The organism is Vibrio maritimus (assembly GCF_021441885.1).
GTDB classification, from domain to species: Bacteria; Pseudomonadota; Gammaproteobacteria; order Enterobacterales; family Vibrionaceae; genus Vibrio; species Vibrio maritimus_B.
Genome location: NZ_CP090438.1, coordinates 964,881 through 985,939 on the forward strand (window position 1 = coordinate 964,881; position 21,059 = coordinate 985,939).

General features: G+C 46.1%; 19 protein-coding genes and 5 tRNA genes. 15 read left to right on the forward strand and 9 right to left on the reverse strand.

Features of this window, described 5'->3' with window-relative positions:
- The first annotated feature begins 285 nt into the window (after positions 1 to 285).
- Complete coding sequence (gene sixA / locus LY387_RS04470) at positions 286 to 750, forward strand: phosphohistidine phosphatase SixA (protein WP_234495451.1); 465 nt, start codon at positions 286 to 288, stop codon at positions 748 to 750.
- 82 nt (positions 751 to 832) lie between these two features.
- On the opposite strand, the gene smrB is transcribed toward sixA, so the two are convergent.
- Positions 833 to 1,363 (reverse strand): endonuclease SmrB, encoded by a 531-nt coding sequence (smrB, locus tag LY387_RS04475; RefSeq protein ID WP_042478558.1) that lies wholly within the window; start codon positions 1,361 to 1,363, stop codon positions 833 to 835.
- A gap of 62 nt (positions 1,364 to 1,425) precedes the next feature.
- Between smrB and prmB the strand changes: the two genes are divergently transcribed.
- The 3 genes from prmB to fusA all read left to right on the forward strand — a co-directional run bounded on the left by prmB (position 1,426) and on the right by fusA (position 5,955).
- A complete protein-coding gene (prmB, locus tag LY387_RS04480) occupies positions 1,426 to 2,358 on the forward strand; it encodes a 50S ribosomal protein L3 N(5)-glutamine methyltransferase (RefSeq protein WP_128649466.1) in 933 nt (310 codons plus the stop codon).
- A 216-nt stretch (positions 2,359 to 2,574) separates the two neighbouring features.
- Complete coding sequence (aroC, locus tag LY387_RS04485) at positions 2,575 to 3,660, forward strand: chorismate synthase (RefSeq protein WP_234495452.1); 1,086 nt, start codon at positions 2,575 to 2,577, stop codon at positions 3,658 to 3,660.
- A 279-nt stretch (positions 3,661 to 3,939) separates the two neighbouring features.
- Positions 3,940 to 5,955, forward strand: a complete 2,016-nt coding sequence (gene fusA / locus LY387_RS04490) for an elongation factor G (RefSeq protein WP_234495453.1) — start codon at positions 3,940 to 3,942, stop codon at positions 5,953 to 5,955.
- 74 nt (positions 5,956 to 6,029) lie between these two features.
- Here the strand turns inward: fusA and LY387_RS04495 are convergent, their stop codons facing one another.
- Both LY387_RS04495 and LY387_RS04500 read right to left on the reverse strand, forming a co-directional pair.
- Entirely contained in the window at positions 6,030 to 6,470 is a 441-nt protein-coding gene (locus tag LY387_RS04495; protein ID WP_234496056.1) for a glycine zipper family protein, read from the reverse strand.
- 207 nt (positions 6,471 to 6,677) lie between these two features.
- Complete coding sequence (locus tag LY387_RS04500) at positions 6,678 to 7,301, reverse strand: trimeric intracellular cation channel family protein (protein ID WP_234495454.1); 624 nt, start codon at positions 7,299 to 7,301, stop codon at positions 6,678 to 6,680.
- A gap of 234 nt (positions 7,302 to 7,535) precedes the next feature.
- On the opposite strand from LY387_RS04500, the gene LY387_RS04505 reads away from it, so the two are divergent.
- The 4 genes from LY387_RS04505 (at position 7,536) to LY387_RS04520 (ending at position 10,190) form a co-directional block, all read left to right on the forward strand.
- On the forward strand, positions 7,536 to 8,066 hold the full coding sequence (locus tag LY387_RS04505) for an elongation factor P hydroxylase (protein ID WP_042478523.1): 531 nt from the start codon (positions 7,536 to 7,538) through the stop codon (positions 8,064 to 8,066).
- Positions 8,067 to 8,107: 41 nt separating this feature from the next.
- Positions 8,108 to 8,371 (forward strand): YfcL family protein, encoded by a 264-nt coding sequence (locus tag LY387_RS04510; protein ID WP_234495455.1) that lies wholly within the window; start codon positions 8,108 to 8,110, stop codon positions 8,369 to 8,371.
- Between the two features lie 146 nt (positions 8,372 to 8,517).
- On the forward strand, positions 8,518 to 9,039 hold the full coding sequence (locus LY387_RS04515) for an NADPH-dependent FMN reductase (RefSeq protein ID WP_234495456.1): 522 nt from the start codon (positions 8,518 to 8,520) through the stop codon (positions 9,037 to 9,039).
- 170 nt (positions 9,040 to 9,209) lie between these two features.
- A complete protein-coding gene (locus tag LY387_RS04520) occupies positions 9,210 to 10,190 on the forward strand; it encodes a Gfo/Idh/MocA family protein (protein WP_234495457.1) in 981 nt (326 codons plus the stop codon).
- 52 nt (positions 10,191 to 10,242) lie between these two features.
- Here the strand turns inward: LY387_RS04520 and LY387_RS04525 are convergent, their stop codons facing one another.
- The gene (locus tag LY387_RS04525; RefSeq protein ID WP_234495458.1) at positions 10,243 to 11,469 is read right to left on the reverse strand and encodes an MFS transporter; all 1,227 of its coding nucleotides are present in this window, start codon (positions 11,467 to 11,469) and stop codon (positions 10,243 to 10,245) included.
- A gap of 458 nt (positions 11,470 to 11,927) precedes the next feature.
- Between LY387_RS04525 and LY387_RS04530 the strand changes: the two genes are divergently transcribed.
- From LY387_RS04530 to LY387_RS04560, 7 genes are all read left to right on the forward strand, one after another.
- On the forward strand, positions 11,928 to 12,782 hold the full coding sequence (locus LY387_RS04530) for a helix-turn-helix transcriptional regulator (protein ID WP_234495459.1): 855 nt from the start codon (positions 11,928 to 11,930) through the stop codon (positions 12,780 to 12,782).
- Positions 12,783 to 13,429: 647 nt separating this feature from the next.
- On the forward strand, positions 13,430 to 15,061 hold the full coding sequence (locus LY387_RS04535; protein ID WP_128649476.1) for an ABC transporter substrate-binding protein: 1,632 nt from the start codon (positions 13,430 to 13,432) through the stop codon (positions 15,059 to 15,061).
- A 99-nt stretch (positions 15,062 to 15,160) separates the two neighbouring features.
- Positions 15,161 to 16,081, forward strand: coding sequence for an oligopeptide ABC transporter permease OppB (gene oppB / locus LY387_RS04540; protein ID WP_234495460.1), 921 nt, complete (start codon positions 15,161 to 15,163; stop codon positions 16,079 to 16,081).
- 15 nt (positions 16,082 to 16,096) lie between these two features.
- Entirely contained in the window at positions 16,097 to 16,999 is a 903-nt protein-coding gene (gene oppC, locus LY387_RS04545) for an oligopeptide ABC transporter permease OppC (protein ID WP_128649481.1), read from the forward strand.
- A gap of 19 nt (positions 17,000 to 17,018) precedes the next feature.
- Positions 17,019 to 17,990, forward strand: coding sequence for an ABC transporter ATP-binding protein (locus tag LY387_RS04550; protein ID WP_128649477.1), 972 nt, complete (start codon positions 17,019 to 17,021; stop codon positions 17,988 to 17,990).
- A gap of 5 nt (positions 17,991 to 17,995) precedes the next feature.
- Positions 17,996 to 18,988 (forward strand): murein tripeptide/oligopeptide ABC transporter ATP binding protein OppF, encoded by a 993-nt coding sequence (gene oppF / locus LY387_RS04555; RefSeq protein WP_042478566.1) that lies wholly within the window; start codon positions 17,996 to 17,998, stop codon positions 18,986 to 18,988.
- Between the two features lie 267 nt (positions 18,989 to 19,255).
- Positions 19,256 to 20,206 carry a glutathione S-transferase family protein gene (locus tag LY387_RS04560; protein ID WP_234495461.1) on the forward strand — a complete coding sequence of 317 codons (951 nt, stop codon included), beginning with the start codon at positions 19,256 to 19,258 and terminating at the stop codon, positions 20,204 to 20,206.
- Between the two features lie 94 nt (positions 20,207 to 20,300).
- On the opposite strand, the gene LY387_RS04565 is transcribed toward LY387_RS04560, so the two are convergent.
- The 5 genes from LY387_RS04565 to LY387_RS04585 form a co-directional block, all read right to left on the reverse strand.
- Positions 20,301 to 20,385, reverse strand: a tRNA-Tyr gene (locus LY387_RS04565).
- A 79-nt stretch (positions 20,386 to 20,464) separates the two neighbouring features.
- Positions 20,465 to 20,549, reverse strand: a tRNA-Tyr gene (locus tag LY387_RS04570).
- A 79-nt stretch (positions 20,550 to 20,628) separates the two neighbouring features.
- Positions 20,629 to 20,713, reverse strand: a tRNA-Tyr gene (locus LY387_RS04575).
- Between the two features lie 79 nt (positions 20,714 to 20,792).
- Positions 20,793 to 20,877: transfer RNA gene (locus tag LY387_RS04580), tRNA-Tyr, on the reverse strand.
- Between the two features lie 80 nt (positions 20,878 to 20,957).
- Positions 20,958 to 21,042: transfer RNA gene (locus tag LY387_RS04585), tRNA-Tyr, on the reverse strand.
- Positions 21,043 to 21,059 lie beyond the last annotated feature (17 nt).

Here is a 21,059-nt window from a genome sequence, read left to right on the forward strand (position 1 = left end):
GATGTCTCACTATTGGTACTAACAGAATGCACCAATACTTAATTACAATCATTCAATAAGAGACTGGCAAACTAAGTTACAAACTTTTTTAGTGTGACATTGTAAATTGTTAAGAAAGTCGAAGCCTTTAGCAAGTGAATTGATATAATTAATTTTTTTAAATAAGTATATACCCTAGTTAATAATTAAGGCAGGTAACCTTTTGAGGTAATTTGCGTATAAACAATAGGGTCGTAACGCTAGAGATGGCGGCTCAGAAATGCCATCGTACAGGCGGGTATTCATATGAAAGTGTTTATAATGCGTCACGGGGAAGCGGTTCATTACGCTCCAACAGACGAACAACGAGCATTAACGTCTCACGGCAAAGAGAACTCAGTCGTGGTCGCGAGAGCTTGCAAACAGCAAGGCTATGGTCGTTTTGATAAAGTATTAGTTAGCCCTTACCTACGCGCTCAACAAACGTGGGCTGCCATTAGCAGTGAGTTTAGCAGTGATGATGTGGTCACATCCGATGACATAACGCCGTACGGACAAGCAGAAGACGTGGTGGAGTTTGTCTCTGCAATCGCTGAGGTTGAAAACCTAGAATCTATCTTACTTGTCTCTCACTTACCTTTGGTCGGCTATTTGACAGCTGAGTTTGTGGGTGACATCAGTGCGCCAATGTTCCCGACGTCGGGTATGGTCTGCATCGAATATGATGTGGAAAGAAGACAAGGCGAAGTGCTTTGGCACATTCACCCATAATCTGATTTCTCTGCGTAGCTTGGTGTGCTCAGAGCGTTAAATAAGGCGACGTCCGATCTAGTGGTGTCGCCCCATATGCTGATTATTTCTCGGGAATGGATAGCAATACTAAGAGAGCACCATCGCCACCGAATTCTAGCGGAGCTTGGTGAAACGCCATCACGTCTGGGTGCTGCGCTAGCCAAAGCGGCGCTTTCTGCTTAAGTATGTGCTTGCCGATGCCGTGCATGACGCAGGCACAGTGAATGTTTTCCTTTACGCAGTGCGCGATCATCGCGCCTAGTTCACGCTTCGCTTCTTGCTGCGTCATCCCGTGCATATCTAAAAACACGTCCGGTACATACACACCACGGCGCAAGCGCTTCACTTCATAAGTCGACACGTCATCGCGAGCGTAGCGCGTTGGCCCCTCGTCGCTTAGATGCGGAACAAACTCGTCCGAGAAGTAAAACTCTGCATCTTTGGCTTCTCGGTTGGTTCTTTTCTGTTCTTTTTGTTTCTTATTTCTGTTTGGCTGCTGGACTATGGTATCCTGTTGCAACTTTTTTACGCCTTGTACTGCATCCCTAAATAGGGCGAAATCGTCATCAGCGTTGGTGTCTTTTTTGCTCATAGACTGGGACAACTCAATAAACATCTAGATTGGCAGTATTGTAGCGCTTTTTGGAGGCAATTTTGGATAAGATTTTTGTGGAAGAAGCCGTTTCTGAGCTTCACACACTTCAAGACTTGATTCGTTGGACCGTTAGTCGATTCAATGCAGCAGGTCTTTTTTACGGCCACGGCACTGATAATGCTTGGGATGAAGCGGTTCAGCTCATCCTGCCAACGCTGTACTTACCGATTGACGTGCCACCACATGTTTTAAACTCGCGCTTGACCAGCAGCGAGCGTTTGCGTGTTGTTGAGCGTGTAATTAAACGTATCAACGACCGCACCCCAACAGCTTACTTAACTAACAAAGCATGGTTCTGCGGTCTTGAGTTCTTTGTTGATGAGCGCGTGTTGGTGCCACGCTCACCAATCGGAGAGCTTATTGAAGCTCAGTTCCAACCTTGGTTGGCAGAAGAGCCAGTGCGCATCATGGACCTATGTACGGGCAGTGGCTGTATTGCGATTGCTTGCGCGCATGCCTTCCCAGACGCTGAAGTTGATGCGATTGACATTTCAACAGATGCCCTAGAAGTTGCTGAGCAGAACGTTCAAGACCACGGTCTAGAGCAGCAAGTGTTCCCTATTCGCTCTGATCTCTTCCGCGATCTGCCGAAAGAGAAATACAACCTGATTGTTTCTAATCCACCTTACGTGGACGAAGAAGACATGAACTCACTCCCAGAAGAGTTCACGCACGAGCCAGAATTGGGTCTTGCAGCAGGTACTGATGGTCTTAAGCTGGTACGTCGTATCCTCTCTAACGCTCCTGACTATCTAACAGATGACGGTATTCTTATCTGTGAAGTGGGTAACTCGATGGTGCATATGATGGAACAGTATCCGCATATCCCATTCACTTGGATTGAGTTCGCAAACGGCGGTCACGGTGTGTTTATGTTGACCCGTGAACAGCTTGTTGAGCATGCAGAAGAGTTTTCGATTTACAAAGACTAATTCTGAGATGACTCTGAGATTGAAAAATGCTGCAATGAGAATTGCAGCGTTTTTTTGTTTGGGGGTTTACATCGCCTGCCTTTGTCGTCACTATGAATCCACGAAGAATAGACAAGCAAAGGACAAGCGCTCACATCCAATCTTTGCTTCACTTAGCATAATTTGTTGAGAGATTCGCAATAAACATCGCGCTTGTTCGGACAGACAGAGGAAGTAATGGCAGGAAATAGCATCGGACAACATTTTCGTGTAACCACATTTGGTGAGAGTCACGGCATCGCACTAGGTTGTGTGGTGGACGGTTGCCCTCCTGGGTTGGAAATCACGGAAGCCGATATGCAAGTTGACTTAGATCGTCGTCGTCCAGGTACATCGAAATACACGACTCAGCGACGTGAACCAGATGAAGTGAAGATTCTTTCTGGTGTGTTTGAAGGACAAACGACAGGTACATCCATTGGCCTGTTGATTGAGAACACAGACCAACGTTCAAAAGACTACTCAGAGATCAAAGATAAGTTCCGCCCAGGTCATGCGGATTACACCTACCATCAGAAGTATGGTGTTCGTGACTATCGTGGGGGCGGCCGTTCATCGGCACGCGAAACGGCGATGCGTGTTGCTGCAGGTGCGATTGCTAAGAAGTACCTTAAGCAAGAGTTCGGTGTTGAAATCCGCGCTTACCTATCACAAATGGGTGATGTATCTATCGACAAGGTAGATTGGGATGAAATCGAAAATAACGCATTTTTCTGTCCAGATGTCGACAAAGTAGAAGCGTTTGACCAGCTTATTCGTGATCTTAAGAAGCAAGGCGATTCAATCGGCGCTAAGCTGCAAGTTGTTGCTACCAACGTACCTGTTGGTCTTGGCGAGCCAATCTTCGACCGCCTAGATGCAGACATTGCTCACGCATTAATGAGTATCAACGCGGTAAAAGGCGTTGAGATTGGTGATGGCTTTGATGTTGTTAATCAAAAGGGCAGCGAACACCGTGATCCACTGACGCCTGAAGGTTTCACGAGCAATCACGCTGGTGGTATTTTAGGTGGTATCTCAACTGGTCAAGATATTGTTGCCAATATCGCACTAAAACCGACATCGAGCATCACGGTACCAGGTGAGACTATCACTAAAACTGGCGAGCCAACGCAACTGATCACTAAAGGTCGCCACGACCCATGTGTTGGCATTCGCGCAGTGCCAATTGCAGAGGCTATGCTGGCGATTGTATTGCTGGATCATCTATTGCGTCATCGTGGTCAGAACCACGGCGTACAAACAGAAACGCCAGTGATCTAACACTCGAAAAACCGAAGAATACTTAAAGCCCTGCTCATTAACAGCAGGGCTTTTTTTGTCCCAAATCACGTCTTGAGCAATAAATACCCCAAAATCCAGACGTTATGAAATTAGTCACAATATTTGTATGGGTATAGGTTCAAACTAAACACTCAACCATTGCTGGGGAGTGCATTTATTTGGACAGAAGGATCCGAAAAATGACTTGGAAGACGAGTAGGCGGGTAACCGCCGACTCAATGTAACTGTGCTTGTTTCCAATCATTTAAGGAGCTCTTTATGTCTCAACATGAAATTAGAAATATTGCCTTTGTCGGTCAAACAGGAACTGGCAAAACCAGCTTGATTGAACGTCTGCTTTACGAGTCCCACGCGATTAATAACTTAGGTCACGTCGAAGATGGCGATACCATTACCGACTTTGATGACCAGTCTATTCACTATCAGCATAGCGTTGAAGCGACCCCCGTTACCCTTTCTTGGCATAAGCACCAGATGAACATCATCGATACTCCGGGGCAAGCTGAGCTGCTTGGTCGAACCTTGAGTATATTCCCTGCGGTTGAGGCGACAGCATTGGTGCTCGATGCAGGGCTTGCAATCAACCAAGTGTCGGAACGCTTGTTCCAGTTCGCCCAGCAACAGAAAAAATGCCAGATGGTGATCGTCAACAAGATCGATCAAAATCCAGACAAAATCTTAGCGCTTCTAGAAGAGATAGAACAAAGGTTCGGCGCCCAATGTCTTCCTATCAATCTACCGTCGGACAAGCCAGCAGACGTTGTCGACTGTTATTTCGAGCCTAATCCAGAGCAAAGTACCCTGTTCAGTGGTGTCGATGAGGCTCATGAGTTACTTGTCGACCAAGTTGTAGAAATGGATGAATCTTTGATGGAGCTGTACTTAGAGCAAGGCTCTGAACTGACTCCAGAGCAGCTGCACGATCCATTTGAAAAAGCATTGCGCACAGGTCATGTGGTACCGGTGTGTTTTGTCTCTTCAGACACGGGGGCGGGCTGCGAGCTTTTACTTCGTACGTTAGCCGAGATCATGCCAATGCCCGATGAGGGTAACCCTCCGATGCTTGAGAAAAACGGTGAGCTGGTTTCTATCGACTGTGATAAACGTGACCATACCGTTGCGCACGTTTACAAGGTCAATGTCGACCCATATATGGGCAAACTGGCTTATGTCCGCGTGTTCCAAGGCGAGATAACCGCAGGCAGTCAGCTGTTCATTGGGGACAGCAGCAAAGCCTTTAAGGTTGGGCATCTATACAATCTGCAAGGTAAGAAGCGTCAAGAGATCAACAGTGCCAAAGCGGGTGATCTGTGTGTGTTGGTTAAGGTGGATGACTTGGCGTTTGATTCGGTCATTCATGACTCTCATGATGAAGATGGTGTTGAGTTTAGAACGCTTAATTTTCCAGAATCTATGTACAGCCTTACACTCAAACCCAAAAAACGGGGTGATGAGCAAAAACTGTCAGATGTATTGACTAAGATTGCCGCAGAAGACCCATCGCTAAAAATCGAACACCGTACGCGCACTAACGAGACGGTGCTAAGCGGACAAGGTGAATTCCATCTTAAGATAGCCTTAGAGAAGATGCAGCAAGTGTTCAAGCTTGATGTCGAAACCAGTCAGCCTAGTGTCGAGTACTTTGAAACCATTACTAAGCCAGCGGAAGCTCAATACCGCCACAAAAAACAGAGTGGTGGCGCAGGGCAGTTTGGTGAAGTTCAACTTAAAGTGCGCCCATTAGAAAGAGGAGCAGGATTTAAGTTCGTGAATAAAGTTGTTGGCGGTGCGATTCCAACCGCATTAATTCCTGCGGTCGAGAAAGGGATCGTTCAGGCGTTAGAAGAGGGGGCGATATCGGGTAACCCAATCAAAGATATTGAAGTCACGGTATTTGATGGCAAGTATCATTCGGTCGATTCTAAGGAAATCGCGTTTGTCATCGCGGGCAAAAAAGCCTTCTTGCAGGCAGTAGAGGCGGCGGGACCTATCGTGCTTGAGCCTATTGTTGACCTGTCACTTGAGATCCCAACTCAGTGTGTTGGTGATGTTTCAGGAGACTTATCTGCCAACCGTGGTTTGATTGTAGGAAGTGAACAGGGAACCTATGGAAGCACCATACTGGTGGCTAAGTCACCCATCAATGAGCTGCAAGATTATTCTCGCAGACTCAAAGCGCTAACCGGTGGAGAAGGGCGTTTCAGTATGACATTGAGTCATTATGAGCCTGCACCACCAACTATTCAGAGCCGTGTTTGTGAGGCACAAGACTGATAAAATTAGCCCCAACTCATGATAAGTTGGGGCTAATTCTTTTACGCCTCTATTTTTTACTAGCCATGGACGTGTTAGGACTTGTTATCTTCTTCAGACTGAGTTGTTGAGGTCGATGTCGTCGTTGAGTTCGCCTCTTGCTTTTCCAAATCCGCTTCTTGTTTTTCCATCTCAGCGATCTGTTTCTCTAGCTCTTTAACTCGAATCTCTGCTTCTAGCTCAGCGACACGTTTTTCTGAATCTGAACGAGTGTCTTTTTGTAGGCTCTCGGCTAAGATCTCGGTTCGTTCTGTTTCACGTGCCTCGGCCGTGTCTTTCATTGAGCCTGATACACCACCCGCAACGGCACCTGCGGTACCCGCTTTAACCGCAACCTCTGGGCTGCCGGTTAGGACACCTGCGGTCACACCAATGAGAGCGCCACCAATGGCACCACGGTTACGAGCTTCGTTACGGTTTGCTGTTTCATCATCCGTGGCTTTATTCGATGCACATCCTGTTGCGAACAGTGCCATAACTAGGGCAAACGCTTTAAGTGTTTTCGATGTAAACAGTTTTGATGAAAGCATGTTCTTTACCTGTATGTTAGTGCGCTTAGTCATTTGAGCGCTTTGTTGTGATTGCCTTGGATGACAAACACTATAACCACAGGAGAAATATTGAACGATAGGGGGGACAAGAAAGCTGATATTTAAGTTATAAATATCAGCTTGAGAATAGAATTAGTGTAACGCTTCTTCACTGTCCAGCTGGAAAGAAGGCAAACGCCACTTAAAGCGCACGGCAGCCATACGTAAACTGTATCCGACAACCAGGGTGATGATGGTCGTGGACAACGTTGACAAGCCGTATTCCAGAAGCCCTAAATACAAGCAGGCAGCGACAACGGAGATCGAAGCGTATAGCTCTTGATGCAGAACTAAAGGTGTTTGACGACAAATCAAATCACGCAGCAAGCCACCAAACACGCCCGTGACTAGGCCTGAAACGACACAAATAAAAGGGTGTAGCCCCATGCTCAGACCAACATTGGTACCGATAATGGTGAACACAATCAAACCCAAGGCATCCAGTCTTACGAACACACCTTTAAATTTTATAATCCATTTGGCAAGTCCAGTGGTGAGTACACCTGCAAGACAAGTGATGGCGAGAAACTCGGGGTGCTTTACCCAACCAAGGGGATAGTGACCCAACAAAATATCACGAACGGTACCGCCACCAATCGCCGTTGCACTTGCAACAAGCATAACCCCAAACCAATCCATATTGCGGCGACCAGCACTTAGGGCACCTGTCATCGCTTCTGCTGTGATGCCAATGATATATAAGACGGTAAGCAACATAACACAATACTCGAAAATTTAAGATGCGACAGTGTAGTGATTAGGTCGAATTTTGACGAATGAAATGTTTTGTAGCGCAAACGTTTTTAGGATTAGATTAACTAATGTTTTTAGTGAGATCATAACAGTGGGATTTCCTTGAACTTGGCTTTTTTAACACTCCAGTAGTTTGCGCTTTACCTTAAGGTCGAATCCATACACAATATCGGCAATCGTTATTGACTCAACACTGATATGCACCACCAGTACCAAGACCTGATTTCCATTTTTAATCACACCTTTTTTGATGACTACCGAACCAAGTTAGAGCTCGGTGGTGATGAGCCTATTTACCTGCCAGCTGATGATAAAGTGGACTTTCATCGCATTATTTTTGCTAGAGGCTTCTATGCGTCGGCGCTGCATGAAATAGCTCATTGGTGTGTCGCGGGACCGGAGAGAAGACTTCTAGAAGACTTTGGCTATTGGTATCATCCTGATGGTCGTACCCAAGAGGTCCAAAGCGAGTTTGAGAAGGTTGAAATTCGTCCTCAAGCTTATGAGTGGATACTCTCAGCGAGTGCTGGCTTTCCGTTTACGGTGAGCTGCGATAACTTAAGTGGTGATTTTGAACCCGACCGCGTTGGCTTCATGCAAAAAGTGCACGCTGAAGTACTGAGCATTTTAGAAGCAGGTATTCCGCTTCGCGTGAAAATGCTATCTGAGGCGTTACGAGCCTTTTACAAGACACCAGAGCTTTCTCACAATACATTCGTGGTTCGCTAACGGCGGACGACTTAAATCAAAAAACAAATCTGAGCCACAATATGATTATTGAATACGAAGAAAAACTACTTGAAACCATCGATTCTCGCATCCAAGACGCATCCGATGATGAACTGTTTGCTGGTGGCTATTTACGCGGGCACATTTCACTGTCAGCCGCGTCTTGTGAAGAAGAAGGTGTATCAGATCTCGGTGAATTTAAAACACGTATCCAAGCAAGTCTTGATGACGCTAAATCTGAACTGACACCAGCTGACCGAATCATTGTTAATGATCTTTGGACAGAATTGCAGTCAGCTATCTAGTCGTTTTATATCGCTTTAACCAGTGCTTGTTCGAAAAATTTGATGAACTAGATTAGATCGCCGCTCTTGTTGTAATGTGGAGATAGATTAACCTTTAAGCATCAAAACGAAACGCATAACGCGTTGTGATGAAAAAGGAATCTGTTATGAAAGTTATCGCATTTGGCGCAAGCACCAGCAGCACTTCTATCAACAAAGCTCTAGCAACGTATGCTGCCGGATTAATTGAAGGCGCTGACGTCGAGGTTCTCGACCTTGCTCAGTTTGACGTGCCACTGTTTTCGGAAGCCAAAGAGAAAGAGATTGGTCAGGCTGAGGGTGCGAAAGCATTTCTAGAAGCGATTCAACAAGCAGATGCCTTGGTCATTTCTTTCGCTGAGCATAACGGTCACCATCCAGCGGCCTACAAGAACTTGTTCGATTGGGCGACCCGAATTGACCGCGAGGTGTTCAAAGGAATTCCTGCGCTGTATCTGGCGACATCACCAGGACCAGGCGGCGCCTCGAACGTCCTAGCGGCAGCGACGAACTCTGCCCCTTATTTTGGTGGCAATGTTAAAGCGAGTGTTTCGGTGCCAAGCTTTTATGATGTGTTCGACCTAGAAGCGGGCAAATTGACCGACAGCGCACTGATAGACAAGATAGAGTCAGCGATAAAACAGCTGTAATACTAATAGAAACAAAGGCGCCTCAATGGGCGCCTTTGTTTTAGGTTAAGCTCTTCAATTGACTCCGCATCAAAACTCTGTGGGAAGATCCGCGCTCGATATTGGCATTCTTAGATTCAGAGAGTACTCTAGCCTGAGCAAAAAATAGAATGATAAACAAAGGAATATCTATGCTCCAGCTAGCAATTATCGGCACAAACTGGATAAGTGAAAAGTTTGCTCAGGCTGCCTTACAATCGGAAAAATACGTTATCCGCGGTGTCTATTCACGTTCCTTAGCTAAAGCGCAAGAGTTTGGTGCCCCTTTTGGCGCAAGCGTGTTCTTCGATTCAGTACAAGCGCTAGGACAAAGTGAAGAGATTGACGCAATCTACATTGCATCGCCAAACAGCCTTCATTGCGCCCAAGCCATTGAGTTAATGTCAGCCGGTAAACACATCATTTGTGAAAAGCCGATGGCATCAAACCTCGCCGAGGTTGAGCGAATGTTTGAGGTAGCCAAAGCAAACAATGTGGTGCTGATGGAGGCGTTTAAAACTGCTTATCTGCCTAACTTTATTGAAGCCAAGAAATCGTTATTGAGTTTGGGTAAGCTGCACAAAGCGCACTTAACCTACTGCCAATACTCCTCTCGCTATCAAAAGTACTTAGATGGTGAGAATCCAAACACCTTTAATCCGGCGTTCTCTAACGGATCAATCATGGATATAGGTTTCTACTCTGTGGCTGCAGCGGTGGAATTGTTTGGAGCGCCAAGCCAGGTGCAAGCCAGTGCGCATTTGTTAGAATCCGGTGTCGATGCTCATGGTAGCGTTCTGCTACGTTACCCTGTCTTTGACGTGACATTAAGCCACTCTAAAGTAAGCAATAGTTACTCAACGAGTGAAGTGCAAGGTGAAGAGGGGAGTCTGATACTGCCAGATTTCTCAGAATGTAATGGCTTTGAACTGCAAGTGCGAAATGGTGAGCGTCAATCAGTCAGTGTTGAGCAAGTTGACAACAGTATGATGTATGAGGCTTTAGCTTTTGCTGAAGCGGTTGAACAGGGTGAAATGGATGCTGATGCAACACAGCGCTCACTCACCATAGCCAAAATTATTACTGAAGTTCGCCGTCAGACTGGCGTTGTATTTCCTGCCGACAGCGAATAAAAAGTAAAGAGTCGGGCAGTGGGTCCGACTCTTTACTTGATTAACGTCTAAGCTAAGCTTTCTGATGTCCTGAGCGGTCTCGTGTTGCCACGCCGTTGTCAATAATCTTCGACTTACCCAATCCGATAAACACCATCACGGTCGCCACTACGATACATACTGCACCCACGCTTACTTGTCCTTGGAAATCACCCGTTGCTGTTGCCGCTTGTGCCACAATTGGACCTGCTGCAAGACCAACGGTACCGATCTCCGGACCATAAGAGCTGAAGTAGCCCGATTTATCGGTGGTTGCCAGTGCTGTGTAGTAGCGAGCGTACATCATATTCCACAGCATAATGTAGAAGGCAGAGAAGCCTAAAAACGAGGTGGTGTCGTTTGTGCTTGCCATTCCAAAACAGACAGCGGCATTAATCACACTCAGAGATACAATAATGGTGGTATGGCTGTATTTTTTATCCACGACAGCCGTTAGGATGCCACCAATGACAGCCATTACTGAACCCACCGCCAACACTAGACCAACATCTTCTGTGGAAGCTTGCATGTCTGCACCGATAATTTCGATGTAAGGGTAGATGATGCCAAGACTCAAGCTATACACCAAGAACGCACCGCCAACCCAAATCATAGGCACAACGTATTTCTTCTTGTCGACTGTGTCGCCATGTGTGGTCGAAATCTGCTTGTCCTTCTCGACGCGTCCGTTGTCTGGGTAAAACCAAAAGGCCACCAAGCAAAGTGCTGACGCAAACATAAAGAATTGGTACAGCGCATTAAGACCGAACTCTGCCATCAACTCTGGAATAAGAATGAACCAAGTGATGAGCCAAACGTTCAACGCGGCAATCATGTAGCCAAAATTGCGACCAGGATGTTTGGTAACACTCATACCAACAAGACCGAGTGAGTAGCCGATGCCTTGTCCACTACCTGCAAGTAGGCGACTTGCGATAAAGCTATCGAAATCTTGTGCGGTCATGCTCATGTAGTTACCGGCAATAAGTGCGATGGCCGCGAGATAACCGATGTATCGCCAATTTACGCGACGAATAAGAAGTAAAGAGAAGAGTAGAGAAGAGAGTGCAGTGGCGAGGAGTTCATACATGGCGATACTTTCTATCTGAGCATCATCTAGTGCCATGGCTTCAGCGGCGCCACCGAGCATAAAGGGTAAAAAGTTAAACGCGTTGGGGGCAAACATCACCAGCATCATGGCGGCGATGATGAGCGCCTTTGAGTCGATCGTCCGTGTTGGGCTAACAAGTTTTTTTAGCATACTAAGCTCCTATCCATCCTAGAACAGCTTTGTTATAGATATGTTAATGGTGAGCATTTTTTAGCAATGACTGAAGTACCCATTTGGGTTACAGAAATGTTAATTAATGTAATTGTTGTGTTTCATATCAAAAGCCTTGTGATGATGAGCAAAAGTTCGCTGCTTTAGCGTGTCACCCATTCGGGTTACAGGCTGATCGAATATTTGAAGCCGTGAGCACATTGTGACGAGAAATTTGAAGGTATCCGTTTAAATCGGGGGTAATTTACTTTTTATCAGCAACTATTTTTGTCAGGATGTTAGAAATAATATACTCAATTATGCATTCCAATCGATGATTCGAATAGATCTAATGCTGACGCGTTTAATCCTCTGGAGGGTCAAGGAGCGCCCACTTGAGCTGACATTGAGAAGCATGGTAATTGAATAGGCATGTGAAGTTAAGATAAGGAGTGTCTATGTCTGAGACCAAAACACAGTCCGAGAGCGTAGAGGCTTGGTCGGAGTTCAATCAATATTATCCTCCCTTGATTGCCTCTATCGGAGAGAGCGATTTTCTAGACCGTTTATCTGAACTTGCTACCGCACTCGTCGACTACGATAGCTTGGTGGTGATGAGCTTCAGTACCGACAAGGCGCCTGTGGTGCTTCATAACGACTCGAGCTATTTCAAAGACCAAGTCATCGACAAAGATTTTATGGGAGCGATGGTTCTCGATCCTTTCTATCAGTTAATTAGAAGGGGAGTCCGTCAAGGGATATTTCGTTTAGAAGATATTGCTCCCGATGAGTTTTACAGCAGTGACTACTACAACAAGATCTACAAACAGACGGGCTTGCAAAAAGAAATAGGGATTATCTCTAGCTGCAACGATGAGTTTTGTTTGGTGCTCTCGATTGGGCTGCGCAATAAAGCCGATGTTGAAGTCGATGAGCTCAAACGTTTGAACACCTTTTATCGTTTGATTCAGTGTGCCATCTGCAAGCACTTTGAGGTTGGGCACCCTGAACAGCGCACCATTGGGCATCAATTGAATGATATTTTTAGTAACTTTGGTAAAGATTTCTTGAGCGAGAGGGAGTGTCAGGTAACGCAACTGGTGTTGCAGGGATACTCTACCAAGGCTATTGCGCCTCTATTAGAGGTGAGCACTGAGACGGTCAAGGTGTATCGAAAGCGTATTCACAATAAGTTAAAAATATCTTCCCAATCAGAGCTGTTTTCGCTGTTCCTAGAGGCGGCATCGACGGTGCCTGCAGATAGCAATATCGATCCACTTACGGTTTACTTTGGTGGTAAGAGCGTTCACTAGTGAATCGTCCCCTATAAGGGTTATTGGCTTAAATGTTAAATATATTTAACATAGTGAGTGTTGGAACCAGTAACCGCCTTCGAACAGCGCTTGCTAGTGACACATCTCCTTATCTGAGCGCACGCTTGAGCCGCGTGGCGCCATCAGTTTACCCGATCTCTTGGTAGTCAGAGGTCGGGTTTTTTTTGTGATCTCAATCCTAGGATGAACTCAACGTGTCAGTTCGAATGTGACTTCGTTCACGTTTGGATTTTTTGTGGTGTTTGATAATTCTGGCGGGTCGGTAAAATGAAAACGAATTGTTAAATATGTCGTTCCTTTTATGGAGGATTGTGCTGTTTAATGATTTGATTTTAGAACTATCAATATATATTTCTGGTGATAATTTTCTAAATAGAAGGAAAATATTGCCATTGGACCATGTTGCAGAGCTTTTACCTAATTTTTATTAGGCTCAGGAGAATTATGCCATTTTTGCTACAAAAATATGGCAAATTCCTTTGAAGATTGGTAATGTGGTCCGCAATCTTTGTATGGATTTAGAATTTTGTGCTCATTTTTTAAGCTAAATAATTCTAAAATGCTGGCCGTTCTAGCAATCTTACAAAGAAGTCATGGATGCAATAATAAAACTTGGAGTTAAATACATGTACAAGAATAAGATCACGCAAGCCCTTCTTCTAGGTGCTGGCATGGCAGTGGCTGCCACTTCTTTTTCTACTCTTGCCGCAGATGTTCCAGCTGGCACGAAACTAGCAGAAAAACAAGAGCTTGTTCGTGGTAACGGTACCGAGGTAGCAACACTCGATCCGCACAAATCTCAAGGTGTTCCTGAGTCTCACGTAATTCGTGATCTTCTAGAAGGCCTAGTAAACCAAGATGCAAACGGCAAAACCATCCCTGGTGTTGCGACTTCTTGGGAAACCGAAGACAACCAAACCTTTACTTTCCACCTACGCAAAGACGCAAAATGGTCTAACGGCGACCCTGTAACTGCAAACGACTTCGTTTACAGCTTCCAGCGCGCGGTTGATCCAGCGACAGCTTCTCCATACGCTTGGTACATGGAATACACCAAGATGGCGAACGCAAAAGACATCGTTGCTGGTAAAAAAGACAAGAGCGAGCTAGGTGTTAAAGCGGTTGACGACTACACACTAGAAGTAACGCTAGACACAGCAGTTCCTTACTTCGTAATGATGATGGGCCACACAACAGTGAAGCCTGTTCACAAAGCGACAGTAGAGAAGTTCGGTGACCAGTGGACTAAACCAGAAAACTTCGTAGGTAACGGTGCATTCGTTCCTAACAAGTGGGTAGTGAACGAGCGTCTAGAGCTAGTGCGTAACGCAAATTACTGGGATAACGACGCAACAGTTCTTAACAAGGTAACTTTCCTACCTATCGAGAACCAAGTTGCAGAAATGAACCGTTTCCTTTCTGGCGAGCTAGACTTCACATACGAAGTTCCTAACGAGCACTTCCGTCGTCTACAGAAAGATTACGCTGAAGACGTAAACATCAAGGGTAACCTGTGTACGTACTACTACCAGTTCAACGCACAGAAAGCACCTTTCAACGATGTTCGTGTCCGTAAAGCAATGTCTTACGCAATGGACCGCGATATCGTAACTAAAGCGATTCTAGGTCAAGGCCAGAAGCCAGCTTACTTCCTAACTCCAGAGATCACTGCAGGCTTCGACCCTGTAACTCCAGAGTACGGTCAAATGTCTCAAAAAGAGCGTATCGCTGAAGCGAAACGTCTTCTTGAAGAAGCAGGTTACACTAAGAGCAACCCTCTAGAGTTCAACCTACTTTACAACACATCTGAAAACCACAAGAAGATTGCTGTAGCAATCGCGTCTATGTGGAAGAAAGAGCTAGGCATCAATGCGAAGCTTGAAAACCAAGAGTGGAAATCTTACCTAGACAGCAAAGACAGCGGTGACTTTGACGTAGCACGTGCTGGCTGGTGTGGTGACTACAACGAAGCGTCTTCTTTCCTAACATTGATGGTAAGTCAGAACACGACTGCGGGTCAGCACTATAAGAGCGCTGAGTACGACAAAGTTATCGATAAAGCACTGCACTCTACTTCAGAAGAAGAGCGTACAGCACTTTACATCGAAGCTGAGAAAATCCTAGCGAAAGATATGCCAATCGCGCCTATCTATCAATACGTTACAACACGTCTTGTATCTCCACAGCTTGGTGGTTACCCAGAAGGTAACGCAGAAGATAAGATCTACTCAAAAGATCTCTACATCAAAGCTAAGTAATTCTATATAAAAAAAATAACGAACTAAGACACTGTGTGTGCATTTAGCACACGCAGCGTCTTCTTATTATTAATTGTCACAGACTGGATGGATGAGTTTATGATTAAATTCATACTTAAACGGATATTTGAAGCAATACCGACACTGTTGGTATTGATTACTGTCTCATTTTTCTTGATGCGTTTCGCACCAGGCAACCCATTTTCAAGTGAGCGCCCACTTCCACCGGAAGTAATGGCGAACATCGAAGCAAAATACGGCTTAGATAAGCCAGTATTTGAACAGTACACTACGTACCTCACGAACATCATTCAAGGCGACTTCGGTCCGTCATTTAAATATCAAGATTACACGGTAAATGAGCTGATCTCGGTGGCGCTTCCTGTGTCAGCGAAAGTCGGTTTAATTGCCTTTATATTTACTGTCATCATGGGGGTCACGGTAGGAACCATTGCCGCCTTGAAGCAGAATACCTGGGTGGACTACACCATAATGTCCACCGCCATGCTGGGAGTGGTAATGCCATCTTTCGTATTGGCCCCAGCACTGATCTACCTATTTTCACTGCACTGGAATTTGTTCCCAGCGGGTGGTTGGCACGATGGCAGCTTTAAGTATCTGTTCCTTCCTGTTATCGGCATGTCGCTACTTTACGTGGCAACTTTCGCGCGTATCACGCGTGGTAGCATGATTGAAACACTGAACAGTAACTTTATTCGTACCGCACGCGCCAAAGGTTTGAGCTATCGATACATTGTTATCAAGCACGCACTAAAGCCAGCGCTATTACCTGTGGTTTCGTACATGGGTCCAGCGTTCGTGGGTATTATTACTGGTTCAGTTGTTATCGAAACTATCTTCGGTCTACCGGGTATCGGTAAGCTGTTTGTGAACGCGGCATTTAACCGTGACTATTCGTTAGTAATGGGTGTGACCATTCTTATCGGCTTCCTATTCATTCTGTTTAACGCCATCGTAGATATTTTGCTTGCGATGATCGACCCGAAAATTCGTTACTAAGGGAGTGTGGTAATGATGCTAACGAAAAAAGAAAACTTAGAAGCGGTAGAAAAGTTTTCAGAGAGCCTAGAAATTGAAGGTCGTAGCTTGTGGCAAGACGCGCGTATCCGCTTTATGCGCAACAAAGCTGCGATGGTCAGTTTGTTTATCCTGTTTGTTATGACGATGGCGGTTATCTTCCTGCCAATGATCGCGCCTTATACTTTCGACGACACAGATTGGTACGCGATGCATGCTGCACCAAGCGCAGAGCATTGGTTTGGTACAGATAGCCTAGGCCGTGACCTATATGTTCGTACCCTTATCGGTGGTCGAATCTCGTTGATGGTAGGTGTTCTTGGTGCCTTTGTAGCAGTACTGATAGGTACGTTATACGGCGCGGCATCTGGCTTTATCGGCGGTAAAGTTGACCGAGTTATGATGCGTATCCTAGAGATCCTGTACGCAGTACCATTCATGTTCCTAGTCATCGTACTAGTGACCTTCTTTGGTCGTAACATTGTACTTATCTTTGTTGCTATCGGTGCGATTGCATGGCTAGACATGGCGCGTATTGTACGTGGTCAAACGCTCAGCTTGCGTAGCAAAGAGTTTATTGAAGCGGCACACGTATCAGGCGTAAGCACATGGCGCATTATTACGCGTCACATTGTTCCTAACGTTCTGGGTATCGTAGCGGTTTACTCAACGCTTCTGATTCCAAGCATGATCCTAACGGAATCATTCTTGTCATTCCTTGGTCTTGGTGTTCAAGAGCCAATGACGAGCTGGGGTGCCCTTCTTCAAGAAGGCTCACAAACAATGGAAGTTGCCATTTGGCAGCTAACATTCCCAGCAATCTTCATGGTGGTAACACTATTCTGCTTTAACTATGTGGGCGACGGTCTTCGTGACGCGTTAGATCCAAAAGACAGATAATAACGATTAAGGAAGTACTATGAGCTTATTAGATGTAAAAGATCTGCGTGTCGAATTTAAAACGCAGGATGGTATGGTAACCGCAGTTAACGACCTAAACTTCTCACTGAACCAAGGTGAAACGCTTGGTATCGTAGGTGAGTCCGGTTCAGGTAAATCTCAGACTGTATTCTCAATCATGGGTTTGCTAGCGAAAAACGGTATTGTATCGGGCAGCGCTCAGTTTGAAGGTCGTGAGATCCTTAACCTACCAGAGAAAGAGCTGAACAAAGTTCGTGCAGAGCAGATTGCGATGATCTTCCAGGACCCAATGACCTCACTGAACCCTTACATGAAGGTAAGTGATCAGTTGATGGAAGTACTGATGCTGCACAAAGGCATGGGCAAAGCGGAAGCGTTCGAAGAATCTGTTCGCATGCTAGAAGCGGTTAAGATCCCAGAAGCACGTAAGCGTATTACCATGTATCCGCATGAGTTTTCAGGCGGTATGCGTCAGCGTGTAATGATTGCGATGGCACTACTTTGTCGTCCAAAACTTCTGATTGCCGATGAGCCTACTACGGCACTCGACGTAACTGTTCAGGCGCAGATCATGGATCTTCTGAACGAGCTAAAAACAGAGTTCAATACAGCAATCATTATGATTACCCACGATTTGGGCGTTGTGGCTGGTTCTTGTGACAAAGTACTCGTGATGTACGCGGGTCGTACGATGGAATACGGTACCGTTGATGAGATCTTCTACAACCCAAGTCACCCATATGCCGAGGGTCTGCTAAAGGCAATCCCTCGCTTGGATACCGAAGGTGAAATTCTGCCTACGATTCCAGGCAACCCACCTAACTTGCTACGTCTACCACCAGGCTGTCCTTACCAAGAGCGTTGCCACCGTGCAACACCTCAGTGCAGCGTGGAAGCACCAAAGCTAGAGAACTTTGGTCAAGGTCGTCAACGTGCGTGTTTTTCTGATTGGGAGGCTTGGGCCAAATGAATGCAATGACAAATAACAAAGAACTTCTTTTAGACGTTAAAGACCTTAAGGTTCACTTTAGCATTGCTTCTAAGTCCGCATGGCCTTGGAGCAAGCCTTCTAACCTAAAAGCTGTCGACGGTGTTAACGTACGTTTATACGAAGGCGAGACACTGGGCGTTGTAGGCGAGTCTGGTTGTGGTAAATCTACGTTTGCTCGTGCCATCATTGGCCTTGTAGAAGCGACGGACGGTGAAGTGATGTGGCTTGGTCAAGATCTGACTAAGATGCAAGCGGTTCAGCGTCGTAATACGCGTAAAGAAATCCAAATGATTTTCCAGGATCCTTTGGCGTCGCTTAACCCGCGTATGACAGTGGGCGACATCATCGCAGAGCCTCTAGAGACCTTCTATCCAGAACTTTCTAAGCAAGAAGTGAAAGATCGCGTTAAGGAAATGATGGCTAAGGTAGGTCTACTACCAAACGTTATCAACCGTTACCCTCACGAGTTCTCGGGTGGTCAGTGTCAGCGTATCGGTATCGCACGTGCACTTATCCTAAAGCCTAAGATGATCATCTGTGATGAACCAGTATCAGCACTAGACGTATCGATTCAGGCTCAGGTTGTTAACCTTCTTAAAGAGCTACAAAAAGAGTTAGGTTTGAGCTTGGTTTTCATTGCCCACGATTTGTCGGTAGTAAAACACATCTCTGATCGCGTATTGGTTATGTACCTAGGTAACGCCGTTGAACTTGGTGAAGCTGAGGCACTGTTTGCTGACCCGAAACACCCGTATACACGAGCGTTGATGTCTGCAGTTCCAATCCCAGATCCAAAGATTGAACGCTCAAAGACGATTCAAATGCTTGAGGGTGATTTGCCTTCACCAATTAACCCACCATCGGGTTGTGTGTTCCGCACGCGCTGTCCACAAGCGACAGAGCAGTGCGCACAACAAAAACCAACAATACAGGGAACGGACGTACACGCAGTGTCGTGCCTAAACGTTAGCGTTTAGTGTATCCCAGTAATCGAATAGCAAGGAAAGCCCTAACGGTATGTGTGAGCTGTTAGGGCCGCTATTTTCAGCCTGTGACGGGCCTAAGCGCGACGAGTAAGTTTAGTCGCGCTTTTTTTGTATCTGTCACCCTGCAAGCCATTTATTTTTTTGTCACGCTGCCTGTTATTCAAAGATTTTGAACGACATAGTTAAAGGCGCCCACTGAAGTTTGTAATCTTTCCGCTCTATACTTTTTTCATCAAAATCATAACGAGGAAGAAAGCCATGGGTAAATTAGTGGATGGTGTTTGGCATGATGTTTGGTATGACACCAAATCCTCTGGTGGCAAGTTCGTGCGCGAAGACGCAGGATTTCGCAACTGGGTCGAGAACCGAGCAGACGCGGAGTTTCAACCAGAGTCGGGCCGTTACCACTTATACGTATCCCTCGCTTGCCCTTGGGCACACAGAACCTTGATATTCCGGTCTCTTAAAGGATTGGAGGAACACATCGATGTGACTGTCGTATGCCCAGATATGCTATCTGAAGGTTGGACTTTTGGTTTGCCAGAGCCGCTTTTTGGTTTTACTAAGCTTCATCAGATTTACACTCAAGCTAAATCAGACTACACCGGCCGTGTGACGGTTCCGGTGCTTTGGGATAAGAAAACCAATACGATCGTTAGCAACGAGTCGTCTGAAATCATCCGCATGTTTAACACGGCGTTTAATGACCTTACTGGAAATCATGACGACTATTACCCAGACTCACTTCGCGCGGGAATTGATCAGTGGAATGAGTTCGTTTATCCAAACATTAATAATGGTGTCTATCGCTGCGGCTTTGCTACCACTCAAGAAGCCTATGAAGACGCGTTCCACGGTTTGTTTGACGCCTTGGACAAGGTAGAGGCACATCTAGCCACATCGCGCTATTTGGTGGGTGATACCCTGACAGAAGCTGATTGGCGCCTATTTACTACATTGGTTAGATTTGATGCGGTTTACGTAGGGCATTTCAAATGCAATAAAAAGCGCATTGCCGATTACCCAAATATTCAAGGGTATCTGAAGGAGCTGTATCAAGTAGAAGGTGTCAGCGCAACGACGGATCTTTATCACATCAAGAGACACTACTACTTCAGCCATACGGGTATAAATCCAACACAAGTCGTGCCATTAGGACCTGAACTTGACCTTGATTCACCTCACGGACGTGAATCGATTGGTGGCTGAAAAGTGATTGAGAGGCCATCATGAGAGACAGTGACTAGCGACAGATGGCCAGAAACGAAAAAACCGACTCGGATGAGTCGGTTTTTCTTTTGTATGGTGGGGGGGGACGGATTCGAACCATCGAAGGCAGTGCCGGCAGATTTACAGTCTGCTCCCTTTGGCCACTCGGGAACCCCCCCAGGGGTTTTTATGCTTGGTCGATGTTTTCCCAACGCGTCGATTCAAGTTAGCTAGCTGATATCGTCAACTAACAAAATATGGTGGGGGGGGACGGATTCGAACCATCGAAGGCAGTGCCGGCAGATTTACAGTCTGCTCCCTTTGGCCACTCGGGAACCCCCCCAGGGGTTTTTATACTTGGTCGATGTTTTCCCAACGCGTCGATTCAAGTTGGCTAGCTGATATCGTCAACTAACGAAATGTGGTGGGGGGGGACGGATTCGAACCATCGAAGGCAGTGCCGGCAGATTTACAGTCTGCTCCCTTTGGCCACTCGGGAACCCCCCCAGGGGTTTTTATACTTGGTCGATGTTTTCCCAACGCGTCGATTCAAGTTGGCTAGCTGATATCGTCAACTAACGAAATGTGGTGGGGGGGGACGGATTCGAACCATCGAAGGCAGTGCCGGCAGATTTACAGTCTGCTCCCTTTGGCCACTCGGGAACCCCCCCAGGGGTTTTTATACTTGGTCGATGTTTTCCCAACGCGTCGATTCAAGTTGGCTAGCTGACATCATCAACTAACAGAAATGTGGTGGGGGGGGACGGATTCGAACCATCGAAGGCAGTGCCGGCAGATTTACAGTCTGCTCCCTTTGGCCACTCGGGAACCCCCCCAGGGTTTTATACTTGTT

What these genes read in the sequence shown, in the direction of transcription:
- aroC (WP_234495452.1), top strand. Translation starts at nt 2,575, where the DNA reads ATGGCAGGAAATAGCATCGGACAACATTTTCGTGTAACCACATTTGGT.
- LY387_RS04550 (WP_128649477.1), top strand. Translation starts at nt 17,019, where the DNA reads ATGAGCTTATTAGATGTAAAAGATCTGCGTGTCGAATTTAAAACGCAG.
- oppF (WP_042478566.1), top strand. Translation starts at nt 17,996, where the DNA reads ATGACAAATAACAAAGAACTTCTTTTAGACGTTAAAGACCTTAAGGTT.
- sixA (WP_234495451.1), top strand. Translation starts at nt 286, where the DNA reads ATGAAAGTGTTTATAATGCGTCACGGGGAAGCGGTTCATTACGCTCCA.
- LY387_RS04520 (WP_234495457.1), top strand. Translation starts at nt 9,210, where the DNA reads ATGCTCCAGCTAGCAATTATCGGCACAAACTGGATAAGTGAAAAGTTT.
- LY387_RS04500 (WP_234495454.1), bottom strand. Translation starts at nt 7,301, where the DNA reads ATGTTGCTTACCGTCTTATATATCATTGGCATCACAGCAGAAGCGATG.
- fusA (WP_234495453.1), top strand. Translation starts at nt 3,940, where the DNA reads ATGTCTCAACATGAAATTAGAAATATTGCCTTTGTCGGTCAAACAGGA.
- LY387_RS04510 (WP_234495455.1), top strand. Translation starts at nt 8,108, where the DNA reads ATGATTATTGAATACGAAGAAAAACTACTTGAAACCATCGATTCTCGC.
- oppB (WP_234495460.1), top strand. Translation starts at nt 15,161, where the DNA reads ATGATTAAATTCATACTTAAACGGATATTTGAAGCAATACCGACACTG.
- LY387_RS04495 (WP_234496056.1), bottom strand. Translation starts at nt 6,470, where the DNA reads ATGGCACTGTTCGCAACAGGATGTGCATCGAATAAAGCCACGGATGAT.
- LY387_RS04535 (WP_128649476.1), top strand. Translation starts at nt 13,430, where the DNA reads ATGTACAAGAATAAGATCACGCAAGCCCTTCTTCTAGGTGCTGGCATG.
- LY387_RS04515 (WP_234495456.1), top strand. Translation starts at nt 8,518, where the DNA reads ATGAAAGTTATCGCATTTGGCGCAAGCACCAGCAGCACTTCTATCAAC.
- smrB (WP_042478558.1), bottom strand. Translation starts at nt 1,363, where the DNA reads ATGAGCAAAAAAGACACCAACGCTGATGACGATTTCGCCCTATTTAGG.
- LY387_RS04530 (WP_234495459.1), top strand. Translation starts at nt 11,928, where the DNA reads ATGTCTGAGACCAAAACACAGTCCGAGAGCGTAGAGGCTTGGTCGGAG.
- LY387_RS04525 (WP_234495458.1), bottom strand. Translation starts at nt 11,469, where the DNA reads ATGCTAAAAAAACTTGTTAGCCCAACACGGACGATCGACTCAAAGGCG.
- LY387_RS04505 (WP_042478523.1), top strand. Translation starts at nt 7,536, where the DNA reads ATGCACCACCAGTACCAAGACCTGATTTCCATTTTTAATCACACCTTT.
- LY387_RS04560 (WP_234495461.1), top strand. Translation starts at nt 19,256, where the DNA reads ATGGGTAAATTAGTGGATGGTGTTTGGCATGATGTTTGGTATGACACC.
- oppC (WP_128649481.1), top strand. Translation starts at nt 16,097, where the DNA reads ATGCTAACGAAAAAAGAAAACTTAGAAGCGGTAGAAAAGTTTTCAGAG.